Genomic DNA, 17,642 nt, shown 5'->3' on the forward strand with positions numbered 1-17,642 from the left:
CCTCAATCCCGGCAGGCCAGGTCAATGCCTTCGGCCAGCACCTGGGCCAAAAACTGAATCTGTGCCTCGGTGATCACATAGGGGGGCATCAAATAACTCACATGACCCAGGGGGCGTAGCAAGGCGCCCCGACGCAATCCGTGCTGGTAAAGGGTGAGGCCCCGCCGTTCCTGCCAGGGGTAAGGTTCACCGGTGGCCTTGTTCTTGACCATTTCCACTGCCGCGATCATGCCGTGCTGACGGACTTCTGCCACATGGGGATGGTCCTTCAAAGGAGCCAGGGATTCGGCCATGACCTGGGCCAGCCGGTGGTTGCGCTGAATGACATCCTCTCGCTCGAACAGGTCCAGGGTGGCCAGTGCCGCAGTGCAGGCCAGTGGATTGGCGGTATAGGAATGAGAATGCAAAAAAGCTGTCAGGCGTGTGTAGTCGTCATAAAAAGCATCGTAGATCAGGTCATGGGTCAAGACGACAGACAAGGGGAGGTAGCCCCCTGTCAATCCTTTGGACAGGCACAAAAAATCCGGTGTCATGATGGCCTGTTCACAGGCAAACAGGGTTCCGGTTCGACCAAATCCCACCGCGATTTCATCGGCGATGAGGTGAACACCGTAGTGGTCGCAGGCATCGCGTAACAGTTGCAGATACCGGGGATGGTACATGCGCATTCCCCCGGCACATTGCACCAGGGGTTCAACAATCACGGCGCAGGTTTCCTGGGCGTGTTTTTCCAGGGTGCTTTCCATGACCTTAAACATGCGCTCGGCCACCTGTTCACAGCTTTCTCCAGGTTTTCGTCCAAAACAGTCCGGGCCAGGTACGGTGATCACCTCCATCAACAGCGGCCCGTAGGTGGATTTGTACAAAGGCACGTCCCCCACCGCCAGGGCGCCGAGGGTTTCTCCGTGGTAGCTGTTGGACAGGCAGATAAACCGGTTTTTTTTCTTGTGACCCCGGTTGTGCCAGTAGTGAAAACTCATTTTCAGGGCAACTTCCACTGCGGCAGAACCGTTATCGGCATAAAAACAGCGGCTCAGCCCCGGCGGGGTGATGGCCACCAATCGCTCGGATAATCTCACCACCGGTTCATGGGTGAATCCCGCCAAAATCACATGCTCCAGATCCGCCATCTGGCGACGGATGGCTGCATTGATATAGGGGTGGGCATGGCCGAATAGATTGACCCACCAGGAACTGATGGCATCCAGGTAACGGTTACCGTCAAAATCTTCCAGCCACACCCCCTCTCCACGTTGAATCGGGATCATGGGTAGGTGTTCGTGGTCTTTCATTTGGGTGCAGGGATGCCAGACAACAGCCAGATCCCGGCGGGTCAGGTCGTGATTGTTCATAACAATACTCAAAAAGCGGCAAAAAAAAGGCTGGATCGGAACAGCTCCGAACCAGCCATGCATATGATGGGTACCGACTTTGCTGGTGCCGGGTCCATGTCATGATTCGCTCTTTAGATCAACCCGGCCCGGTTTTGCCGGCATTCCCCTTGAGGCGGGGCGCGTTGATGGCGGCATACTCGTCCTCGAAGAAGAACTTTTCCTCCCCAAAAGCGGGTTTGAGATGATTGAGCCAGGTGGCTGTTTCATCATAGCGTGCAAAAAATGGACGTTGCACCCAATCGGGGTTACGCCCCTGGATGAAGCGCAGCACAAAAACCTTTTCTCCATGAATGTCCGTCACGCCCTGGATTTCTACCTTGCCAGGACCGGCACTCATGGAAGGGCCTCTGGCGGTGCGGGCAAGACCGGACACTTGAGACATGGCATCACGATAAATTTCCCACGCCCGCGCCAAGGGAACTTCAAAGTAGCGACGGGCGCCGGTGTCCCGTTCCCCAAACATATAATAAGGTATGATCCCCAAGCGAACCTGGGTTTGCCACATACGCGCCCAGGTGTCAGCATCATCATTGATGTGGGCCAGCAAGGGGCCCTGACTGCGGATCTCGGCCCCGGTGGCACGTATCCGACGGATGGCTTCCCTGGCTACCGGCGTTTCCATCTCCCGCCAATGGTTATAGTGGGCCATCAAGGCCACATGCTTGCCCGCTTTCACCAGACGTTCCAGCAACATCAGCAGATCATCGGCGTCGGCATCATTCACAAACCGATGGGGCCAGAAAGTGAGCGCCTTGGTGCCGATGCGAATGGTTTGAACATGATCCAGTTCCGGGGCCATCAATGGTTCAAGATACTGGGCCAGATGCCGGGTCTTCATGACCATGGGATCTCCCCCCGTCATCAGCAGATCCGTCACCTCTGAATGAGCGCGCAGGTAATGGAGTAATTCGTCCCCCTGGTTGGAGGCAATGCGCAGTGCTTTGTCCCCTACAAACTGGGCCCAGCGAAAACAGAAGGTGCAATAAGCATGACAGGTTTGTCCCTGGGTGGGGAAAAACAACACGGTTTCTCTGTATTTATGCTGCAACCCTTCAAGAGGCTGGCCATTGAGCACCGGCCGGTTGAGCTCCAGCTGACCTGCCGGATGGGGATTAAGGCCTTGGCGCAACGTCTGGGCCAGGGCAGCTATCTCTGCCCGTTCGGCACCACGGCGGTGCAACTGGGCCATGCGCTCATAGGCGTCAGGGTCAAGCATGTCCCGCTGGGGAAAGGTCAATTGATAGATCGGGTCATCAGGTACCCGTTCCCAGTCGATCAGTTCATCAATAATGTATCCATTGACCCGAAACGGCAGCACACTGGCCACCACCTTCATTTCAAAGCGCTGGGCTTCGGACAGACGGGCTAATGGGGGAATCTGCTCCAAATTCCGTTCGGTGTAGACCTTGAAGGGACGAGATTTGATCTCTTGCAGTGCTTCGTGTCGGTAAAAATTAAGGACAGAACTCATGACGCCTCCGATACGCTGTGATCAGATCAGACGAAAAATCAATCTTGATCCAGTGGGAAGAACGGGCGCCGCAGGCGTGCCAGCCCTGATCTCCGGAAAGGACCGCATGCTGATGGCGGTCACAAGATATGCTGTGGCCAGGATGGCCTGAGAGCAAAGAGACGCAACCCTAACAAATCAGGCACGGTCATTGCAAATTGAAGCCGCCGTTGTGCCTGGTCAGGGGGAAGGGTGATCTGGCCATGATGACGGCCTTTGCCCAGGCTGCCGACAGGGGGTTTTGCCGGAATTTATCGGGATTTATGCCCCAGAACCAAACAGTTTTCGATAATTGTCTGTAGTCAGTGCAGCCAGATGATCCAGGCTGTCGCCTCTGAGGGTGGCCAGACATTCCGCCACATGCCGGACTAAAGCGGGATGGTTGAGCTTGCCCCGAAACGGTACCGGGGCCAGGTAAGGGGCGTCGGTTTCCACCAGGAGCCGATCCGCTGGCACCTGGCGTGCCACATCCCGTAATGGTGCGGCATTGCGGAACGTGACAATGCCGGAAAAAGACAGATAAAACCCCAGGTCCAGCGCCTCACGGGCCATGTCCCAGTCCTCGGTGAAACAGTGCAGTACGCCGCCCACATCGCCGGCGTTTTCTTCCCTGAGAATAGCCAGGGTATCGGCCCGGGCATCCCGACTATGGACGATCAGCGGCTTGCCCGTTGCTCGGGCGGCCTGTACATGCACCCGAAACCGTTCCCGCTGCCATTGAAGATCACCGGTATTGTAGTGGTAATCCAGCCCGGTCTCGCCAATGGCCACCACATTCGGGTCGGCCGCCAGCGCGACCAGCCTGTCTACGGTCGGTTCATCCCCTTGTCGGGTACTGGGATGAACCCCTACCGAGCAGGAGACTTGTGGATAACGGGCCGCCAGGTCTTGAATTGTCGAAACATGCTGCATATCAATACAGACACACAGCATGTGTTCAACGCCGGCGGCGGCAGCGGCATCCATGAGACAGTCCATGTCTCCATCAAATCCGCTCAAGTCGATACGATCCAGGTGGCAGTGGGAGTCAATGAGCATGAGTCTATTGGCCTACATGGTGCTGGTCAGACGATCAGAGTTCAGGGTGCCGGCCAGCAAACCTTCGATCTTGTTGCGGGCGGCGCCCTTATCCTGGGCATTGAATTGGACGCCGATGCCCGGTGTACGATTACCCTGGGCCCGGGGAGGGGTGATCCAGATAATGCGCCCAGCCACGGGAATCCGCTCCCGCTCTTCCATCAGGGTCAGCAGCATGAAAATCTCGTCGCCAAGTTTGTAAGCCTTGCTACTGGGAATGAACAGGCCGCCATTTTTTATAAAAGGCATATAGGCGGCATAAAGCGCTGCTTTTTCCTTGATTGCCAAGGAAACAATGCTGTGCCCCGTTACCATGAAAACTCCTTTAATGCCGCGCTGGATCACGCAAGGTGACCAGTATATCTTCCAGCAGCACCTGCGGGTTGATGGGACTTTCCGCCAGCCGCCGCCATTGTAGCAGGCAAGATTGCAGATACAGACAGGTATCCAGATCCAGGCATGCCGCTAGATGTTGCAAGGTGGCCAGGTCACTCAGGCCGGACAGCCTGGCGGTATCCGCCCCGACCATGTGCCATCGTACCCCATCACTGATCAGAATGTGCAGGCGATCAATGAGTTGATCCACCGGTGCCTTGTGCCATTGTTCCGATAATTCCACCACGCCTTTTTTGCCCTGAATCAGCGCCAGTATGTCAGCCAGTTGGACGCGCCAACGGGATAATTCCCCTTGATCTTCCAGTTGCAGGGCCCGCAAGGGGGAGCCATGGGCCAAAGCCAGCAACACGTCCAGATCCGCTTCGGTAACGGTGGGTAAACGGGTTGCCAACCAGCCACGTGCTTGAACACGACCTGGCAAGGTCAGCTTGAGTTGTTGGCAACGGCTATAAATGGTAGCGGGTAGACGGGAAGGATGGGCACTGACCAGAATCAATAACGCTTCTCCTGGTGGTTCCTCCAAGGTCTTGAGCAGACTGTTGGCGGCATTGTCGGTCATGGCGTCGGCAGGCCAGAGTATGATCATGCGATGGGAGCCATGACTGCGGCTTAACGACATGAAATCCTTCAAATCCCGGATTTGCTCCACCAGAATGCGACTTTTATCCTCAGGTATGGTCAGTTCCATCAGATCCGGGTGGGTGCCAGCCTGCCACATTCGGCAGCCATGACAATGACCGCAGGCCACGCCCTGATTGTCCGGCGCTTCACATTGAACAGCCTGCAAAAAGTATCTGGCAAGGGTTAATTTTCCAGTGCCGGTGGGGCCGGTAAATAGCCATCCATGCGCCAGACGGCCCGCCTGTCGCCGCCGTTGCAGACCTTGCCAGGCATCTTCTAGCCAGGGCAAAAGGGGAGCGCTTACGGGGGACATGAGCCGGTATATTCCTGCAATACAGGATGAGCATCCAAAGTGGTGAGCAGGTCATGACGCACCTGATCCAATGTTCCTGAGGCATCTACCACCAGATACCGGGCCGGATCCTGGGCAACCCGTTGCTGATAGGCGGCGCTCACCCGCTGGAAAAATTCGAGGGTTTCCTGTTCAAACCGGTCTGAATCGCCCCGCTTACCCGCCCGGGACAGGCCGGTGGATACCTGGGTATCCAGCACAATAGTCAAATCAGGCCGTAACGTGCCTTGCACCCAGTTTTCCAGTTGGGTGATACGGGTTTGGGCAATGCCTCTGCCCCCACCCTGATAGGCATAGGTAGCATCTGTAAAGCGATCACTGACCACCCAGGTGCCTGCAGCCAGATGGGGCAGGATGACCCGTTGCAGATGTTCGGCCCGGGCGGCAAACATTAAAAGCAGTTCGGTATCGCCATGCATGGGGGGGAAATCTTGAGAGAGCAGCAGGGTCCGAATGGCTTCTCCCAAGACCGTGCCGCCGGGTTCCCGGGTACTGACCGCAGTGATGCCCCGTGCCTGAAGGTGGGCAATCACGGTGTTCAGATGGGTGGATTTACCCACACCTTCGATGCCTTCAAGACAGATGAACCGTCCTCGCGTGACGGCGTTGTGGGATGTGATGGTCAATATGGACTCCGCCGGTCAGCGCCCGTAACGGCTGGCATCGCCGCCGAGCTGATATTTGATCACGGCCCGCCGGTGCTCCCGGTAGGTTTCAGAGAAATGATGGCTGCCATCCCCCCGGGCAACGAAGAACAAAGGCCCTGCTGGTGCCGGATTGACGGCGGCGTCCAGGGCCGCTGCCCCTGGCAAGGCGATGGGGGTGGGAGGCAGGCCATGACGGGTATAGGTGTTGTAGGGTGTATCGGTTCGCAGATCCCGGCGGCGGATACGGCCATCAAAATGCTCGATGCCATAGATCACCGTAGGATCTGTCTGTAACCGCATACCCTGGCGTAACCGTTCATTGAACACGGCAGAAACCATGGCCCGCTCATCAGCACGCCCGGTTTCCTTTTCGACAATGGAGGCCATGATCAATGCTTCGTAGGCATTATTGAGGGGTAAATCATCGCTGCGGTTTTCCCAGGCCCGGGTCAGTTCCCGATCCATCCGCTGATGGGCAATCCGCAGGATTTCCAGGTCTGTGGTGTGACGGGGGAATAAATAGGTATCTGGAAAGAACCAGCCCTCAGGATGTTCCCCCGGTCGCCCCAGGTGCGCCATGATGTCCATGTAGGTTTCCGGCGCCAGGGTTTGACGGATCTGTTCATGGTTGGCTATGGCCTGCATCATCTGCATGAAGGTCCATCCTTCCGGGATGGTCAAGCTGTACTGAATGGTGCGGCCACGGATGAACAAAGTCAGCAGATCTTCTGGCGTCTGTCCAGGTTGAATCAGGTAATCGCCCGCCCGGATGCCCTGTTGCTGGTCTAAGAGACGACCTTGAATTTCCCAGTACAAAGGTCTGTTGATCAGCCCGGCGGCAGCCAGCTCCTGCCCCACCCGACGCAGGGACGCCCCGGAGGACACCTGAAATTCCGTGGCTTCCACCAGCTTGACCGGCGTTTGCAAAAACCGGTGATAATCCCATATCAGTCCGCCGGCTATCAGCGGAGGCAGCAAGAGCAGCAGCAGCAGAAAACGTCGCATCACAATGGGAGTGGGGTGTCCTGGGTTGAGGGGATCGTCCTGGAGTGATTTTCACCGGTACTGGCCAAGATTATCCATCGTGGCAGCGGGTCACAAGTCTGGTGGGATTATCCCTGATCATCCACCAGCTGTTGATGGAGTTGATGGACCTCATCCGGGACTGGTCGTTGTCGTCCTTCAAGCAGACGCACCGGCCAGATACCGATCAGCGTATTACACAGGAACAGACCATCGGCCCGATAGAGATCATCCAGGGTGATTCTGGATTGAATACAGGCCATCCCCCTGCGTTGGGCCAGTGCCATGATCCGGCGTCGGGTGATGCCGGCTATGCCGCAACGATCCAGAAGGGGGGTGAATAATCGGCCACCCTGAAGCAAAAACAGGTTGGTCATGGTGCCTTCCACCACATGATTGTCCCCATCCAGCATCAGGCCTTCTTGATCATCTTCGGCCCATTCTGATCGTGCCAGCACCTGCTCCAGGCGATTGAGGTGCTTGATCCCTGCCAGAACCGGATTGGTGGATAGACGCATCTGGCAAATCCTGACCTGAACGCCTGTCCTGCTCCAGCATAACCTGCTGGCCGGGGTCTGACGACCTATCAGGATACGGGTGGGGGATGGTGTGTCAGGAGGACGGTATCCCCTGGGGCCGGAGCCTCGGGTCACCACCAGTTTCAGGACCCCGTCTGGATAGTGGGCGGCAACCTGGCTGGCTTCTGCCTCCAGCAGTGCCCTTTGAGGCATCACAATGCCCAGGCGCTGACAGCCTTCCTGTAACCGTTCAAGGTGCAAGGGCCAATGACAGACCCTGCCACCCTGGATGCGCAGGGTCTCGAACAGGCCGTCTCCATATTGCAGTCCCCGGTCATCCACGGGGAGTACATCAACAGACTGGCCATTGACAAGTATCATCAAGCCATATTCCTGCAACGGCCTGACTGCACGAAGCCGCCGGGCATGTGACTGCCCGGCGGCTTGAACACAGCAGGTTCAGACCTTGCTGAATACCAAAGTGCCGTTGGTGCCACCAAAGCCAAAGGAGTTGGACAATGCCACACTGCCCTGGAAATCACGGGCCGTATTGGGCACATAGTCCAGATCACATTCAGGTTCCGGGTTGTCCAGGTTGATGGTGGGCGGCAGTACCCCTTCAGCCAGGGCCAACACGGAAAATACGGCTTCGATACCGCCGGCGGCGCCCAGCAGGTGACCGGTCATGGACTTGGTGGAGCTGACGGCCACCTTGTAGGCATGATCCCCCAGGGCGCGCTTGACGGCCATGGTTTCGGCCTTGTCACCGGCTGGAGTGGAAGTGCCATGGGCATTGATGTAATCCACCTGATCGGCATTGAGGCCAGCATCCTTGAGCGCCTGCAACATGCAGGCCGCGGCGCCTTCGCCCCCGGTGGAAGGCTGGGTCATATGGAAGGCATCGGAGTTCCAGCCGAACCCGGACAATTCGCAATAGATGCGAGCGCCGCGAGCCTTGGCATGTTCGTATTCTTCCAGCACCAGAACGCCGGCGCCATCACCCAGCACAAAGCCATCACGGTCCTTGTCCCAGGGCCGGCTGGCACGTTCCGGGTCATCGTTGCGGGTGGACAGGGCGCGAGCCGCTGCAAACCCACCAATACCCAGGGGGGTGGTGGCCATTTCCGCCCCGCCGGCGACCATGACATCCACCTCACCGTACTTGATCATGCGTGCTGCATCACCGATGTTATGGGTGCCGGTGGCGCAGGCGGATACGATGGAAATATTGGGCCCTTTGAGGCCATACATGATGGAGAGATTACCCGCCACCATGTTGATGATGGCACTGGGCACAAAAAAGGGAGAAATCTTGCGGGCGCCCCCCTTGAGAAAGGCTTCGTAGCTCTTTTCAATATAGGGCAGACCGCCGATACCGGAACCGATGGCCACACCAATACGCTCGGCATTGTTCTCGGTGACTTCCAGGCCGGCGTCCCGAATGGCCTGAATGCCAGCGGCCATGCCGTAATGGACGAAGGTGTCCATCTTCCGTTGTTCCTTGGGGGAGATGTAATCGTCCGCATTAAAATCACGGACAGCACCGGAAATGCGCACGGGCATCTGAGAAGCGTCAAAGACATCAATGGGAGTGATGCCGCTGCGACCCGCAGTGACATTGTCCCATGCGGTTTGGATGGTGGACCCGACCGGCGAGACGATGCCAAGACCGGTGATGACTACGCGCCGTTTAGACAATGCTAACGCCCCTTTTTCACGTTCAGGCGTGAAACCGTAAGTTCGACTCTATGGCTGTTTGAAACACCCGGGACCGGGATCAGGGGACTGGTCTCGGCCACGGGTGTTGAGCATGATCCTCCAGACTCTGGGGATCAGGCGCTCGGCAGGTGCTCGTTGATGTAGTCGATGGCCTGCTGCACGGTGGTGATTTTTTCAGCCTCCTCGTCGGGAATTTCGGTTTCGAATTCCTCTTCCAGGGCCATCACCAGCTCGACGGTGTCCAGAGAATCCGCGCCCAGATCGTCGACGAAGGAAGCTGCATTGGTCACCTCCTCTTCCTTTACGCCGAGTTGTTCGACGACGATTTTCTTGACGCGTTCTTCGATGTTGCTCATGGTTAGCCTATCCCCTTGATTTGAAAAGCAGCCGAAGCTGGGCCGCTATTGTAGTGAAATCCCTTCGGTCGATCTACTGTTCCCATCCACCTTCTTCTTGCCAAGCATCCACCCCACCCTGACCGCTGGAGGGGTGACGGTATTTTTTAACCCATGAACATACCGCCGTTCACGTGCAGGGTTTCCCCGGTGACATAGGCTGCAGCAGGCGATGCAAGAAACGCAACCACCTGAGCAATTTCTTCTGGTGCGCCCAGGCGCCCCAGAGGAATCTGGGTCAGCAGGGCTTCACGCTGGGCCTGGGGGAGATCCCGGGTCATGTCGGTGTCAATGAAGCCAGGTGCCACTGTGTTGACGGTAATCCCCCTGGATCCCACTTCACGGGCCAGGGAACGGGTGAATCCCAGCAAGCCGGCCTTGGCTGCTGAGTAGTTGGTCTGACCGGCATTGCCGGAAGACCCAACCACAGAACCGACGTTGATGATACGCCCCTTACGGGCTTTCATCATGCCCCGCAACACCCCTTTGCTCACCCGGTAAACCGCCGTCAGGTTGGTCTGGATGATGGCATCCCACTCCTCATCCTTCATCCGCATGAGCAGATTATCGCGGGTGATGCCAGCATTGTTCACCAAAATGCTGATGCCACCGAATTCGTCACCGATGGTCTTGATCGCCGTTTCCACCTGATCGGGCTGGGTCACGTCCAGCGCCATACCTCGTCCTTTGGCACCGGCCTGAGCCAGATAGGTGGAAATGGTCTGGGCACCACTTTCGCTGGTGCCGGTACCTATGACCACAGCCCCCTGGTGAGCCAGAGCCAGGGCAATGGCCTTGCCGATGCCGCGAGTGGCGCCGGTAACCAGTGCAATTTCACCTTCTAAATTCATAGACCCTCCGCAAGAAAACCTGAAATCTGTTAGGAACCACCCAATGCCAAGGCATGGGCCAGAGTGTCTGGATCATGTACGCAGGCTGTGGCCAGAGACTTTTCGATCCGCTTGTTCATACCCGTGAGTGCCTTGCCCGGTCCCATTTCCACCACGGTGGTCACACCGTCTTCGGCCATGGCGCGGATGGTTTCCACCCAGCGGACTGGTCGATGGATCTGGGCGGCCAGGGCGGCACGGATCACATCCGGTTCGACATGGGATGCCACATCCACATTGTGGATCACGCGGATCGCGGGTGTACCAACCCGCACAGATTCCAGACGTGCGTGCATGTTGGTGGCCGCTGCCTTGAGCAGGGAGCAATGGGAGGGCACGCTGACCGAAAGTTTTACACTACGCTTGGCACCGGCCTCTTTGGCCAGGGCAATGGCCTGTTCCACAGCTGCGGATTCACCAGCAATCACCACCTGTCCGGGGGCATTGAAGTTGACGGCTTCCACCACGCCCACATCAGCCGCTTTACCGCAGACGGCTCTGACTTGGTCATCATCCAGGCCAAGAATGGCCGCCATGGCACCTTCGCCCGCCGGGACTGCGCTTTGCATCAACCGTCCGCGTTCGGCCACCAGACGCACTGCAGTGTCAAAATCCAGACTTCCAGCGCAGACCAAGGCGGTATATTCACCCAGGCTATGACCGGCCATGACCATCGGCTCGACACCCCCCTGAGCGGTCCAGACCCGCCAAACCGCCACACCTGCTGCCAGCATGGCTGGCTGGGTGTTTTCGGTGCGGTTCAAGTCATCTTCCGGGCCATTTTGGGTCATCTCCCACAGGTCAAGGTCGAGCACCTCGGAGGCTTCGTCGAAGGTCTCACGGACCAGGGGAAAGGCTTCCGCCAGCGCACCGAGCATACCCAGAGACTGGGAGCCCTGGCCTGGAAACACACATGCCAGTTTCATCGATGAAAATTCCTTGAAAGCATCAGGGTCAGGGGGGCTAGTTTAGGCAAAGCCGATACCCTGGGGCAATTATCTGCGCATTTTCGGCGGCGAAAGGGGCTTATGGTGCTTGTTTTATGCGCCGGGTTGTTGATAATTACGCCTTCGCTGCTCAAACCTGATACAGGCGTATGCCGAAAGAAGATCATATCGAGATGGAAGGCACGGTGCTGGACAACCTGCCCAACACCATGTTTCGCGTCGAACTGGACAATGGCCATGTGGTCACGGCTCACATTTCCGGGCGCATGCGTAAGCATTATATCCGCATTCTGCGGGGCGACCGGGTTACCGTACAGATGACCCCCTACGACCTGACCAAGGGAAGAATCGTCTACCGTAACAAGTAGCACGATCCTTCCCAGGGGGGTCACCACTTCTCTCCCCAGTGGGGCGCAAGCCTCACTGGGGGCTGTCAGTGTACGGCTTCCTCGGCAAAATCCAGGTGCAGTTCATTGTCCCTGACACAGACATGGACTTCTCCTCCTCCGGTTAAACGACCAAAGAGGATTTCTTCTGCCAGCGGCTTTTTGATGCGATCCTGAATCAATCGCCCCATGGGGCGGGCGCCCATCTTGGGATCGTACCCGTGTTCAGCCAGCCAGGAACGGGCCTCATCGTCCATCACCAGGGTCACTTTTTTCTCGTCAAGCTGGGCCTGAAGCTGGGTCAGGAACTTGTCCACTACGTTGGCAATGGTCACCGGGTCCAGGGCACCAAACTGGATGATGGCATCAAGCCGGTTACGGAACTCCGGGGTGAACGTACGTTTAAGCACTTCCATGGCATCAGTGGAATGATCCTGCTGGGTAAAGCCCATGGAGGGTCGACTGGATACTTCCGCGCCCACGTTGCTGGTCATGACCAGGATCACATTGCGAAAATCCACCTTGCGACCATTGGTGTCAGTCAGGGTGCCGTGGTCCATGACCTGCAGCAGCAGATTGAACACGTCCGGGTGAGCCTTTTCCACCTCATCCAGCAGCAGGACACCATGGGGATGCTTGAGGATGGCCCCGGTCAGCAAACCGCCTTCATCGTAGCCCACATAGCCAGGGGGTGCCCCGATCAGACGGGATACCGTGTGTCGCTCCATGTACTCGGACATGTCAAAGCGGATCAATTCGATTCCCAGAATACGGGCCAGTTGACGGGTGACTTCTGTCTTTCCCACCCCGGTGGGTCCGGCAAACAAAAAAGAGCCGATGGGTTTGTCCCGGTCTCCCAACCCTGAGCGGGCCATCTTGATGGCAGAGGCCAGGGTGGCAATGGGCTTTTCCTGACCAAATACCACCATTTTCAGATTGCGTTCCAGATTCTTGAGGGTCTCCATGTCGGAGGCTGACACACTCTTGGGGGGGATACGTGCAATTTTGGCGACGATGTTCTCCACATCCTGCACCGAAATGGTTTTCCGCCGCTGGCTCGCCGGTAGCAGACGCCGGTTGGCCCCTGCCTCGTCAATGACATCGATGGCCTTGTCCGGCAAGTGCCGGTCAGTGATATAGCGGCTGGACAGCTCTGCTGCGGCACGTAGAGCCTTGGTGGTGTAACGTACCTCATGGTGAGACTCAAAACGGGACTTGAGTCCTTTGAGAATTTCGTAGGTTTCATCCACCGTAGGTTCGTTGACATCAATTTTCTGGAATCGGCGAGCCAAAGCCCGATCCTTTTCAAAAATACCCCGGTATTCCTGATAGGTGGTGGATCCGACGCATTTGAGTTCTCCAGAGGCCAGCATGGGCTTGATCAGATTCGAGGCATCCATGACGCCGCCGGAGGCGGCGCCGGCACCGATGATGGTGTGGATCTCATCAATGAACAGCACCGTACCCGGTTGCCGCCGGAGTTGGGACAGCACCCCCTTGAGACGTTTTTCAAAATCGCCACGGTATTTGGTGCCGGCCACCAACGCCCCCAGGTCAAGGGAGTAGATCACCGCATCCTGCAGCACTTCGGGTACTTCACCGTCGACAATCTTTTTGGCCAGACCCTCGGCAATGGCGGTCTTGCCCACCCCGGCTTCCCCGACATACAACGGGTTATTTTTGCGGCGGCGACAGAGAATCTGCACCGTGCGTTCCAGTTCGTGAGCCCGTCCTATCAAAGGGTCGATCTTGCCTTTGCGGGCCTGCTCATTGAGATTGGTGGCAAAGCTTTCCAGCGGCGTTTTACGGGCAGCGTCTTCGGTTTCCTGGGACTCGCTGCTGGTGCCGGCAGCCCCTCCCTCGTCTTCCTGTTGCTCGTCTGGAACCTTGGAAATACCGTGGGAGATGTAATTCACCACATCCAGCCGGGCCAGATCATGCTGGTTGAGCAGGTAAACCGCATGGGATTCCTGTTCACCAAAGATGGCCACCAGCACATTGGCCCCAGTGACTTCCTTGCGCCCCGAAGACTGCACATGGAACACCGCCCGTTGCAGCACCCGCTGGAAACCCAGGGTGGGCTGAGTGTCTCTGGGATCCTTCATGGGCAACCTGGGGGTATTGGCATCGACAAACTCTTCCAATGCCTTACGCAAGGCGTCGATGTTGACCCCACATGCCCTGAACACCGTGACTGCCGTTGGATTGTCCGTGAGGGCGAGCAGTAAATGCTCCACCGTCATGAACTCGTGACGTTTCTCGCGTGCGGCCTTGAAGGCCATGTTCAGTGAAAACTCGAGTTCTTTGTTCAGCATGGTCGCATACCCGCTAGGCCTCTTCCATTGCACAGAGCAATGGATGCTGGTGTTCCCGTGAATAATCGTTGACTTGAGCCACCTTGGTTTCGGCAATATCCCGAGTGTAAATGCCGCACACCCCCTTGCCACGGGTGTGCACATGAAGCATGACCCGGGTGGCCTTCTCCCGGTCCATCGCAAAGAAGACCTCCAGAACCTGAACCACGAACTCCATTGGAGTGTAGTCGTCATTGAGCAGCATGACTTTATATTGCGGCGGCTGCTGGAGCTGGGGCCTTGCTGGCTCGACCACCAGCCCAGGGTTGGATTGATGCTTGTGTTTATCTCCCATGGCGTCAGATCAATTCGTGGTGATTGGGTTCCTGATCAGGTGGTTACATGTGTGCCACGATGTTTTCGCCAAATTCCGAACAGGACAGTTCGGTGGCGCTATCGATGGCGCGGGCAAAATCGTAGGTGACACGGCCAGAGCTGATGGCACCAGAAAGACCCTTGACGATAAGATCAGCCGCTTCAACCCAGCCTAGATGACGCAGCATCATTTCTGCAGACAGGATCAGGGAACCGGGGTTCACCTTGTCCAGACCGGCATATTTGGGCGCAGTTCCATGGGTGGCCTCGAACATGGCTACGGTATCAGACAGATTGGCCCCAGGGGCAATACCGATACCACCCACCTGGGCGGCCAGGGCATCGGAGATGTAGTCGCCATTGAGATTCATGGTGGCAATGACGCTGTAATCTTCCGGCCGCAACAGGATTTGCTGCAAAAAGTTGTCGGCAATCACATCCTTGATGATGATTTCCTTACCATTTTTAGGATTTTGCAGACGACACCAGGGACCACCGTCGATTTCAGTGGCACCAAACTCCTGCATGGCCAGTTCATAGCCCCAGTTCTTGAAGGCCCCTTCCGTGAATTTCATGATGTTGCCCTTGTGTACCAGGGTCACGGAACTGCGATCGTTCTCGATGGCGTACTGGATGGCCTTGCGGACCAGACGCTTGGTGCCTTCCTCGGATACGGGCTTGACACCAATACCGCTGGTTGCCGGGAAGCGGATTTTGGAAACCCCCATGGTGTTGATCAGAAAGTCCACCATTTTTTTGGCTTCAGGACTCCCTGCAGCCCATTCAATCCCGGCGTAGATATCCTCGGAGTTCTCCCGGAAAATCACCATGTCGGTCTTTTCCGGTTGCTTGAGCGGGCTGGGAGTGCCGGTGTAGTAGCGTACCGGACGCTGACAGACGTACAGGTCCAGTTCCTGGCGCAGAGCCACGTTCAAGGAACGGATGCCACCACCTACAGGGGTGGTGAGGGGGCCTTTGATGGAGACCACAAAGTCCCTGACCGCTTCCATGGTTTCCCTGGGTAACCAATGGTCACCACCATAGACATGGGTCGCCTTCTCACCGGCAAAAACCTCCATCCAGGCAATCTTGCGCTCACCGCCGTAGGTTTTTTCCACGGCAGCATCCACCACCCGCTGCATGACCGGGGTGATGTCCACGCCAATGCCGTCGCCTTCAATGAAGGGAATGATCGGGTTGTTGGGGATATTCAGGGAGAAGTCTTCATTGGCGGTGATCTTGACGCCTTCCGCGGGGACTTTGATATGTTGGTATGCCATGGGCACTCCCTTGTAATATTGAAGTTGTTGTAAAGGGTTTTGGTGGGATTATACACGGCCTCGGGTTGGACCACAGGGCACGAATCGGGCCAGGATGGCCAACCACTGCCTCATTTGCCCGACATCATCATGTACACTGTGCCGTTGAATCATCCCTGAGGAATCCCTTGAACATGGTCTGGACCCCTCGTGTCACCGTGGCCGCCGTTGTCGAACAGGATGGCCGGTTCCTGCTGGTGGAAGAACTGGAGCAGGGACGCAGTGTCTATAATCAGCCTGCGGGCCACCTGGAAGATGACGAAGGCCTGATTGCTGCCACTGTTCGGGAAACCCTGGAGGAAACCGGTCGCCACTTTGTCCCGGAGGCCCTGGTGGGTATTTATCGCCTGAGGCACGAGGGCACAGGGTTGACTTTTATCCGTGTGGCCATCACCGGTCAGGTATCGGACCCGGTACCTGGTCATCACCGGGACCCGGACATCCTCGATACCCACTGGCTGCACCGGGATGCATTGATTGCCCGCCCGGAAACATTGCGCTCACCGCTGGTGCTGCGCTGTATTGATGATTACCTGTCCGGGCAGCGTTATCCCTTGGATTTATTGACAGATCTGCCGTCAATTCCCGCTGTTTAAAGATGTGGTCCTTGAGGAAACCGGGTTTCTTGCGGAGAAACTGATGACACCTTCTCGTGCCAAAAGGGTCATCGTCGGCATGTCCGGCGGCGTGGACTCTTCCGTATCTGCCTTGCTGCTGATGGAGCAGGGATATCGAGTGGAAGGGTTGTTCATGAAAAACTGGGAGGATGACGACGAACCCGGCTACTGCTCTGCGGCTGCCGATCTGGCAGATGCCAAGGCCGTATGTGCTGAACTGGAAATTCCCCTGCATAAGGTTAATTTTGCCAAGGCATACTGGGATCGGGTGTTTGCCCATTTTCTTCGAGAATACCGTCTGGGCCGCACCCCCAATCCAGACATTTTGTGTAATCGGGAAATCAAGTTTCGCGCCTTTCTCGATTATGCCCTGGACAAGGGGGCCGATCTCATTGCCACAGGGCATTACGCCCAAGTGGATGAACGAAACGGTCGTTTTCGATTGCTGCAGGGCCTGGATCCCAATAAGGATCAATCGTATTTTCTCCATGCCTTGGGTCAAAATGCCCTGTCCCGTACCCTGTTCCCCCTCGGAGCACTGGAAAAATCCAGGGTGAGAGCAATGGCAGCCCAGGCTGGATTTGAAAATCACGATAAAAAGGACAGCACGGGGATCTGCTTTATTGGCGAGCGCCGGTTTCGGGACTTTCTCATGCGCTATTTGCCCGCTCAGCCGGGGCTGATCACCAGTGTTGATGGCCAGGTTCTGGGAGAGCATCAGGGTTTGATGTACTACACCCCTGGCCAGCGTCAGGGGCTGGGCATTGGCGGTGTTCATGGCGCTGCGGAAAATCCCTGGTATGTGGTGGATAAGGATATGGCTGGCAATCGCCTGATCGTAGCTCAGGGACATGATCACCCGGCATTGCATGCCACAGCCCTGGTGGCTACGGATGTGAGCTGGATTTCGGGTGAAACGCCCACGATGCCCTTACACTGTCAAGCCAAGATTCGCTATCGGCAACCCCATCAGGACTGCATGGTGACGCCGGTGAAGGACGGATCGGAGGCACTCCAGGTCCGCTTTTATCATCCACAACGGGCTGTTGCTCCCGGACAGTCGGTGGTTTTTTATCAGGGGTCTGAATGTCTTGGGGGTGGCGTAATTGCCCGCAGGGATACAGCACCCCAATAACCAGATGATATGGGGTATCCAAACCCC

Annotated in this window: 18 protein-coding genes; 3 read left to right on the top strand and 15 right to left on the bottom strand. The window is 56.9% G+C overall.

The features are described from left to right. Nucleotides 1–2 precede the first annotated feature (2 nt). The 12 genes from BMX62_RS02485 to fabD form a co-directional block, all read right to left on the bottom strand. A complete protein-coding gene (locus BMX62_RS02485; RefSeq protein ID WP_090203625.1) occupies nt 3–1,352 on the bottom strand; it encodes an adenosylmethionine--8-amino-7-oxononanoate transaminase in 1,350 nt (449 codons plus the stop codon). A 118-nt stretch (nt 1,353–1,470) separates the two neighbouring features. Beyond that, a complete protein-coding gene (locus BMX62_RS02490; protein WP_090203627.1) occupies nt 1,471–2,865 on the bottom strand; it encodes a KamA family radical SAM protein in 1,395 nt (464 codons plus the stop codon). 300 nt (nt 2,866–3,165) lie between these two features. Then, entirely contained in the window at nt 3,166–3,942 is a 777-nt protein-coding gene (locus BMX62_RS02495; protein WP_090203630.1) for a TatD family hydrolase, read from the bottom strand. 12 nt (nt 3,943–3,954) lie between these two features. Further along, on the bottom strand, nt 3,955–4,296 hold the full coding sequence (locus tag BMX62_RS02500) for a PilZ domain-containing protein (protein WP_090203633.1): 342 nt from the start codon (nt 4,294–4,296) through the stop codon (nt 3,955–3,957). Nucleotides 4,297–4,306: 10 nt separating this feature from the next. Beyond that, nucleotides 4,307–5,311 (bottom strand): DNA polymerase III subunit delta', encoded by a 1,005-nt coding sequence (locus BMX62_RS02505; protein WP_090203635.1) that lies wholly within the window; start codon nt 5,309–5,311, stop codon nt 4,307–4,309. After that, nucleotides 5,299–5,970 (bottom strand): dTMP kinase, encoded by a 672-nt coding sequence (gene tmk / locus BMX62_RS02510; RefSeq protein WP_090203853.1) that lies wholly within the window; start codon nt 5,968–5,970, stop codon nt 5,299–5,301. Before tmk ends, BMX62_RS02505 begins: the two co-directional genes overlap by 13 nt. Before the next feature lie 21 nt (nt 5,971–5,991). Further along, the gene (gene mltG, locus BMX62_RS02515; protein ID WP_090203639.1) at nt 5,992–7,002 is read right to left on the bottom strand and encodes an endolytic transglycosylase MltG; all 1,011 of its coding nucleotides are present in this window, start codon (nt 7,000–7,002) and stop codon (nt 5,992–5,994) included. A gap of 107 nt (nt 7,003–7,109) precedes the next feature. Beyond that, on the bottom strand, nt 7,110–7,919 hold the full coding sequence (pabC, locus tag BMX62_RS02520) for an aminodeoxychorismate lyase (protein ID WP_090203643.1): 810 nt from the start codon (nt 7,917–7,919) through the stop codon (nt 7,110–7,112). A gap of 78 nt (nt 7,920–7,997) precedes the next feature. Further along, the gene (gene fabF / locus BMX62_RS02525) at nt 7,998–9,236 is read right to left on the bottom strand and encodes a beta-ketoacyl-ACP synthase II (RefSeq protein ID WP_090203647.1); all 1,239 of its coding nucleotides are present in this window, start codon (nt 9,234–9,236) and stop codon (nt 7,998–8,000) included. Between the two features lie 134 nt (nt 9,237–9,370). Beyond that, entirely contained in the window at nt 9,371–9,613 is a 243-nt protein-coding gene (acpP, locus tag BMX62_RS02530; protein WP_090203651.1) for an acyl carrier protein, read from the bottom strand. Between the two features lie 146 nt (nt 9,614–9,759). Further along, nucleotides 9,760–10,503 carry a 3-oxoacyl-ACP reductase FabG gene (gene fabG / locus BMX62_RS02535; RefSeq protein ID WP_090203656.1) on the bottom strand — a complete coding sequence of 248 codons (744 nt, stop codon included), beginning with the start codon at nt 10,501–10,503 and terminating at the stop codon, nt 9,760–9,762. Between the two features lie 29 nt (nt 10,504–10,532). Then, nucleotides 10,533–11,468, bottom strand: a complete 936-nt coding sequence (gene fabD / locus BMX62_RS02540) for an ACP S-malonyltransferase (protein ID WP_090203659.1) — start codon at nt 11,466–11,468, stop codon at nt 10,533–10,535. A 170-nt stretch (nt 11,469–11,638) separates the two neighbouring features. Here fabD and infA point away from each other — a divergent pair, with 170 nt between their 5' ends. Beyond that, nucleotides 11,639–11,857, top strand: a complete 219-nt coding sequence (gene infA, locus BMX62_RS02545) for a translation initiation factor IF-1 (RefSeq protein ID WP_008931238.1) — start codon at nt 11,639–11,641, stop codon at nt 11,855–11,857. 65 nt (nt 11,858–11,922) lie between these two features. Here the strand turns inward: infA and clpA are convergent, their stop codons facing one another. Genes clpA through icd form a run of 3 tightly spaced genes read right to left on the bottom strand, consistent with a single transcriptional unit; the run spans nt 11,923 to nt 15,824 of the window. After that, a complete protein-coding gene (gene clpA, locus BMX62_RS02550; protein ID WP_090203662.1) occupies nt 11,923–14,190 on the bottom strand; it encodes an ATP-dependent Clp protease ATP-binding subunit ClpA in 2,268 nt (755 codons plus the stop codon). Nucleotides 14,191–14,203: 13 nt separating this feature from the next. Beyond that, nucleotides 14,204–14,524, bottom strand: coding sequence for an ATP-dependent Clp protease adapter ClpS (gene clpS, locus BMX62_RS02555; protein ID WP_090203665.1), 321 nt, complete (start codon nt 14,522–14,524; stop codon nt 14,204–14,206). Between the two features lie 43 nt (nt 14,525–14,567). Then, nucleotides 14,568–15,824 (bottom strand): NADP-dependent isocitrate dehydrogenase, encoded by a 1,257-nt coding sequence (icd, locus tag BMX62_RS02560; protein WP_090203668.1) that lies wholly within the window; start codon nt 15,822–15,824, stop codon nt 14,568–14,570. Nucleotides 15,825–15,997: 173 nt separating this feature from the next. Here icd and BMX62_RS02565 point away from each other — a divergent pair, with 173 nt between their 5' ends. Beyond that, complete coding sequence (locus BMX62_RS02565) at nt 15,998–16,459, top strand: NUDIX hydrolase (protein WP_090203858.1); 462 nt, start codon at nt 15,998–16,000, stop codon at nt 16,457–16,459. Between the two features lie 4 nt (nt 16,460–16,463). Further along, complete coding sequence (mnmA, locus tag BMX62_RS02570) at nt 16,464–17,615, top strand: tRNA 2-thiouridine(34) synthase MnmA (protein ID WP_274377148.1); 1,152 nt, start codon at nt 16,464–16,466, stop codon at nt 17,613–17,615. Nucleotides 17,616–17,642: the final 27 nt, after the last annotated feature.

The sequence above is a fragment of the Ectothiorhodospira magna genome, from assembly GCF_900110965.1.
Classification (GTDB): domain Bacteria; phylum Pseudomonadota; class Gammaproteobacteria; order Ectothiorhodospirales; family Ectothiorhodospiraceae; genus Ectothiorhodospira; species Ectothiorhodospira magna.

Excerpts from the sequence above, each read along its gene's own strand:
- BMX62_RS02485 (WP_090203625.1), bottom strand. The coding sequence starts at position 1,352 with ATGAACAATCACGACCTGACCCGCCGGGATCTGGCTGTTGTCTGGCAT.
- BMX62_RS02490 (WP_090203627.1), bottom strand. The coding sequence starts at position 2,865 with ATGAGTTCTGTCCTTAATTTTTACCGACACGAAGCACTGCAAGAGATC.
- BMX62_RS02495 (WP_090203630.1), bottom strand. The coding sequence starts at position 3,942 with ATGCTCATTGACTCCCACTGCCACCTGGATCGTATCGACTTGAGCGGA.
- BMX62_RS02500 (WP_090203633.1), bottom strand. The coding sequence starts at position 4,296 with ATGGTAACGGGGCACAGCATTGTTTCCTTGGCAATCAAGGAAAAAGCA.
- BMX62_RS02505 (WP_090203635.1), bottom strand. The coding sequence starts at position 5,311 with ATGTCCCCCGTAAGCGCTCCCCTTTTGCCCTGGCTAGAAGATGCCTGG.
- mltG (WP_090203639.1), bottom strand. The coding sequence starts at position 7,002 with ATGCGACGTTTTCTGCTGCTGCTGCTCTTGCTGCCTCCGCTGATAGCC.
- pabC (WP_090203643.1), bottom strand. The coding sequence starts at position 7,919 with ATGATACTTGTCAATGGCCAGTCTGTTGATGTACTCCCCGTGGATGAC.
- acpP (WP_090203651.1), bottom strand. The coding sequence starts at position 9,613 with ATGAGCAACATCGAAGAACGCGTCAAGAAAATCGTCGTCGAACAACTC.
- fabG (WP_090203656.1), bottom strand. The coding sequence starts at position 10,503 with ATGAATTTAGAAGGTGAAATTGCACTGGTTACCGGCGCCACTCGCGGC.
- fabD (WP_090203659.1), bottom strand. The coding sequence starts at position 11,468 with ATGAAACTGGCATGTGTGTTTCCAGGCCAGGGCTCCCAGTCTCTGGGT.
- infA (WP_008931238.1), top strand. The coding sequence starts at position 11,639 with ATGCCGAAAGAAGATCATATCGAGATGGAAGGCACGGTGCTGGACAAC.
- clpA (WP_090203662.1), bottom strand. The coding sequence starts at position 14,190 with ATGCTGAACAAAGAACTCGAGTTTTCACTGAACATGGCCTTCAAGGCC.
- clpS (WP_090203665.1), bottom strand. The coding sequence starts at position 14,524 with ATGGGAGATAAACACAAGCATCAATCCAACCCTGGGCTGGTGGTCGAG.
- icd (WP_090203668.1), bottom strand. The coding sequence starts at position 15,824 with ATGGCATACCAACATATCAAAGTCCCCGCGGAAGGCGTCAAGATCACC.
- BMX62_RS02565 (WP_090203858.1), top strand. The coding sequence starts at position 15,998 with ATGGTCTGGACCCCTCGTGTCACCGTGGCCGCCGTTGTCGAACAGGAT.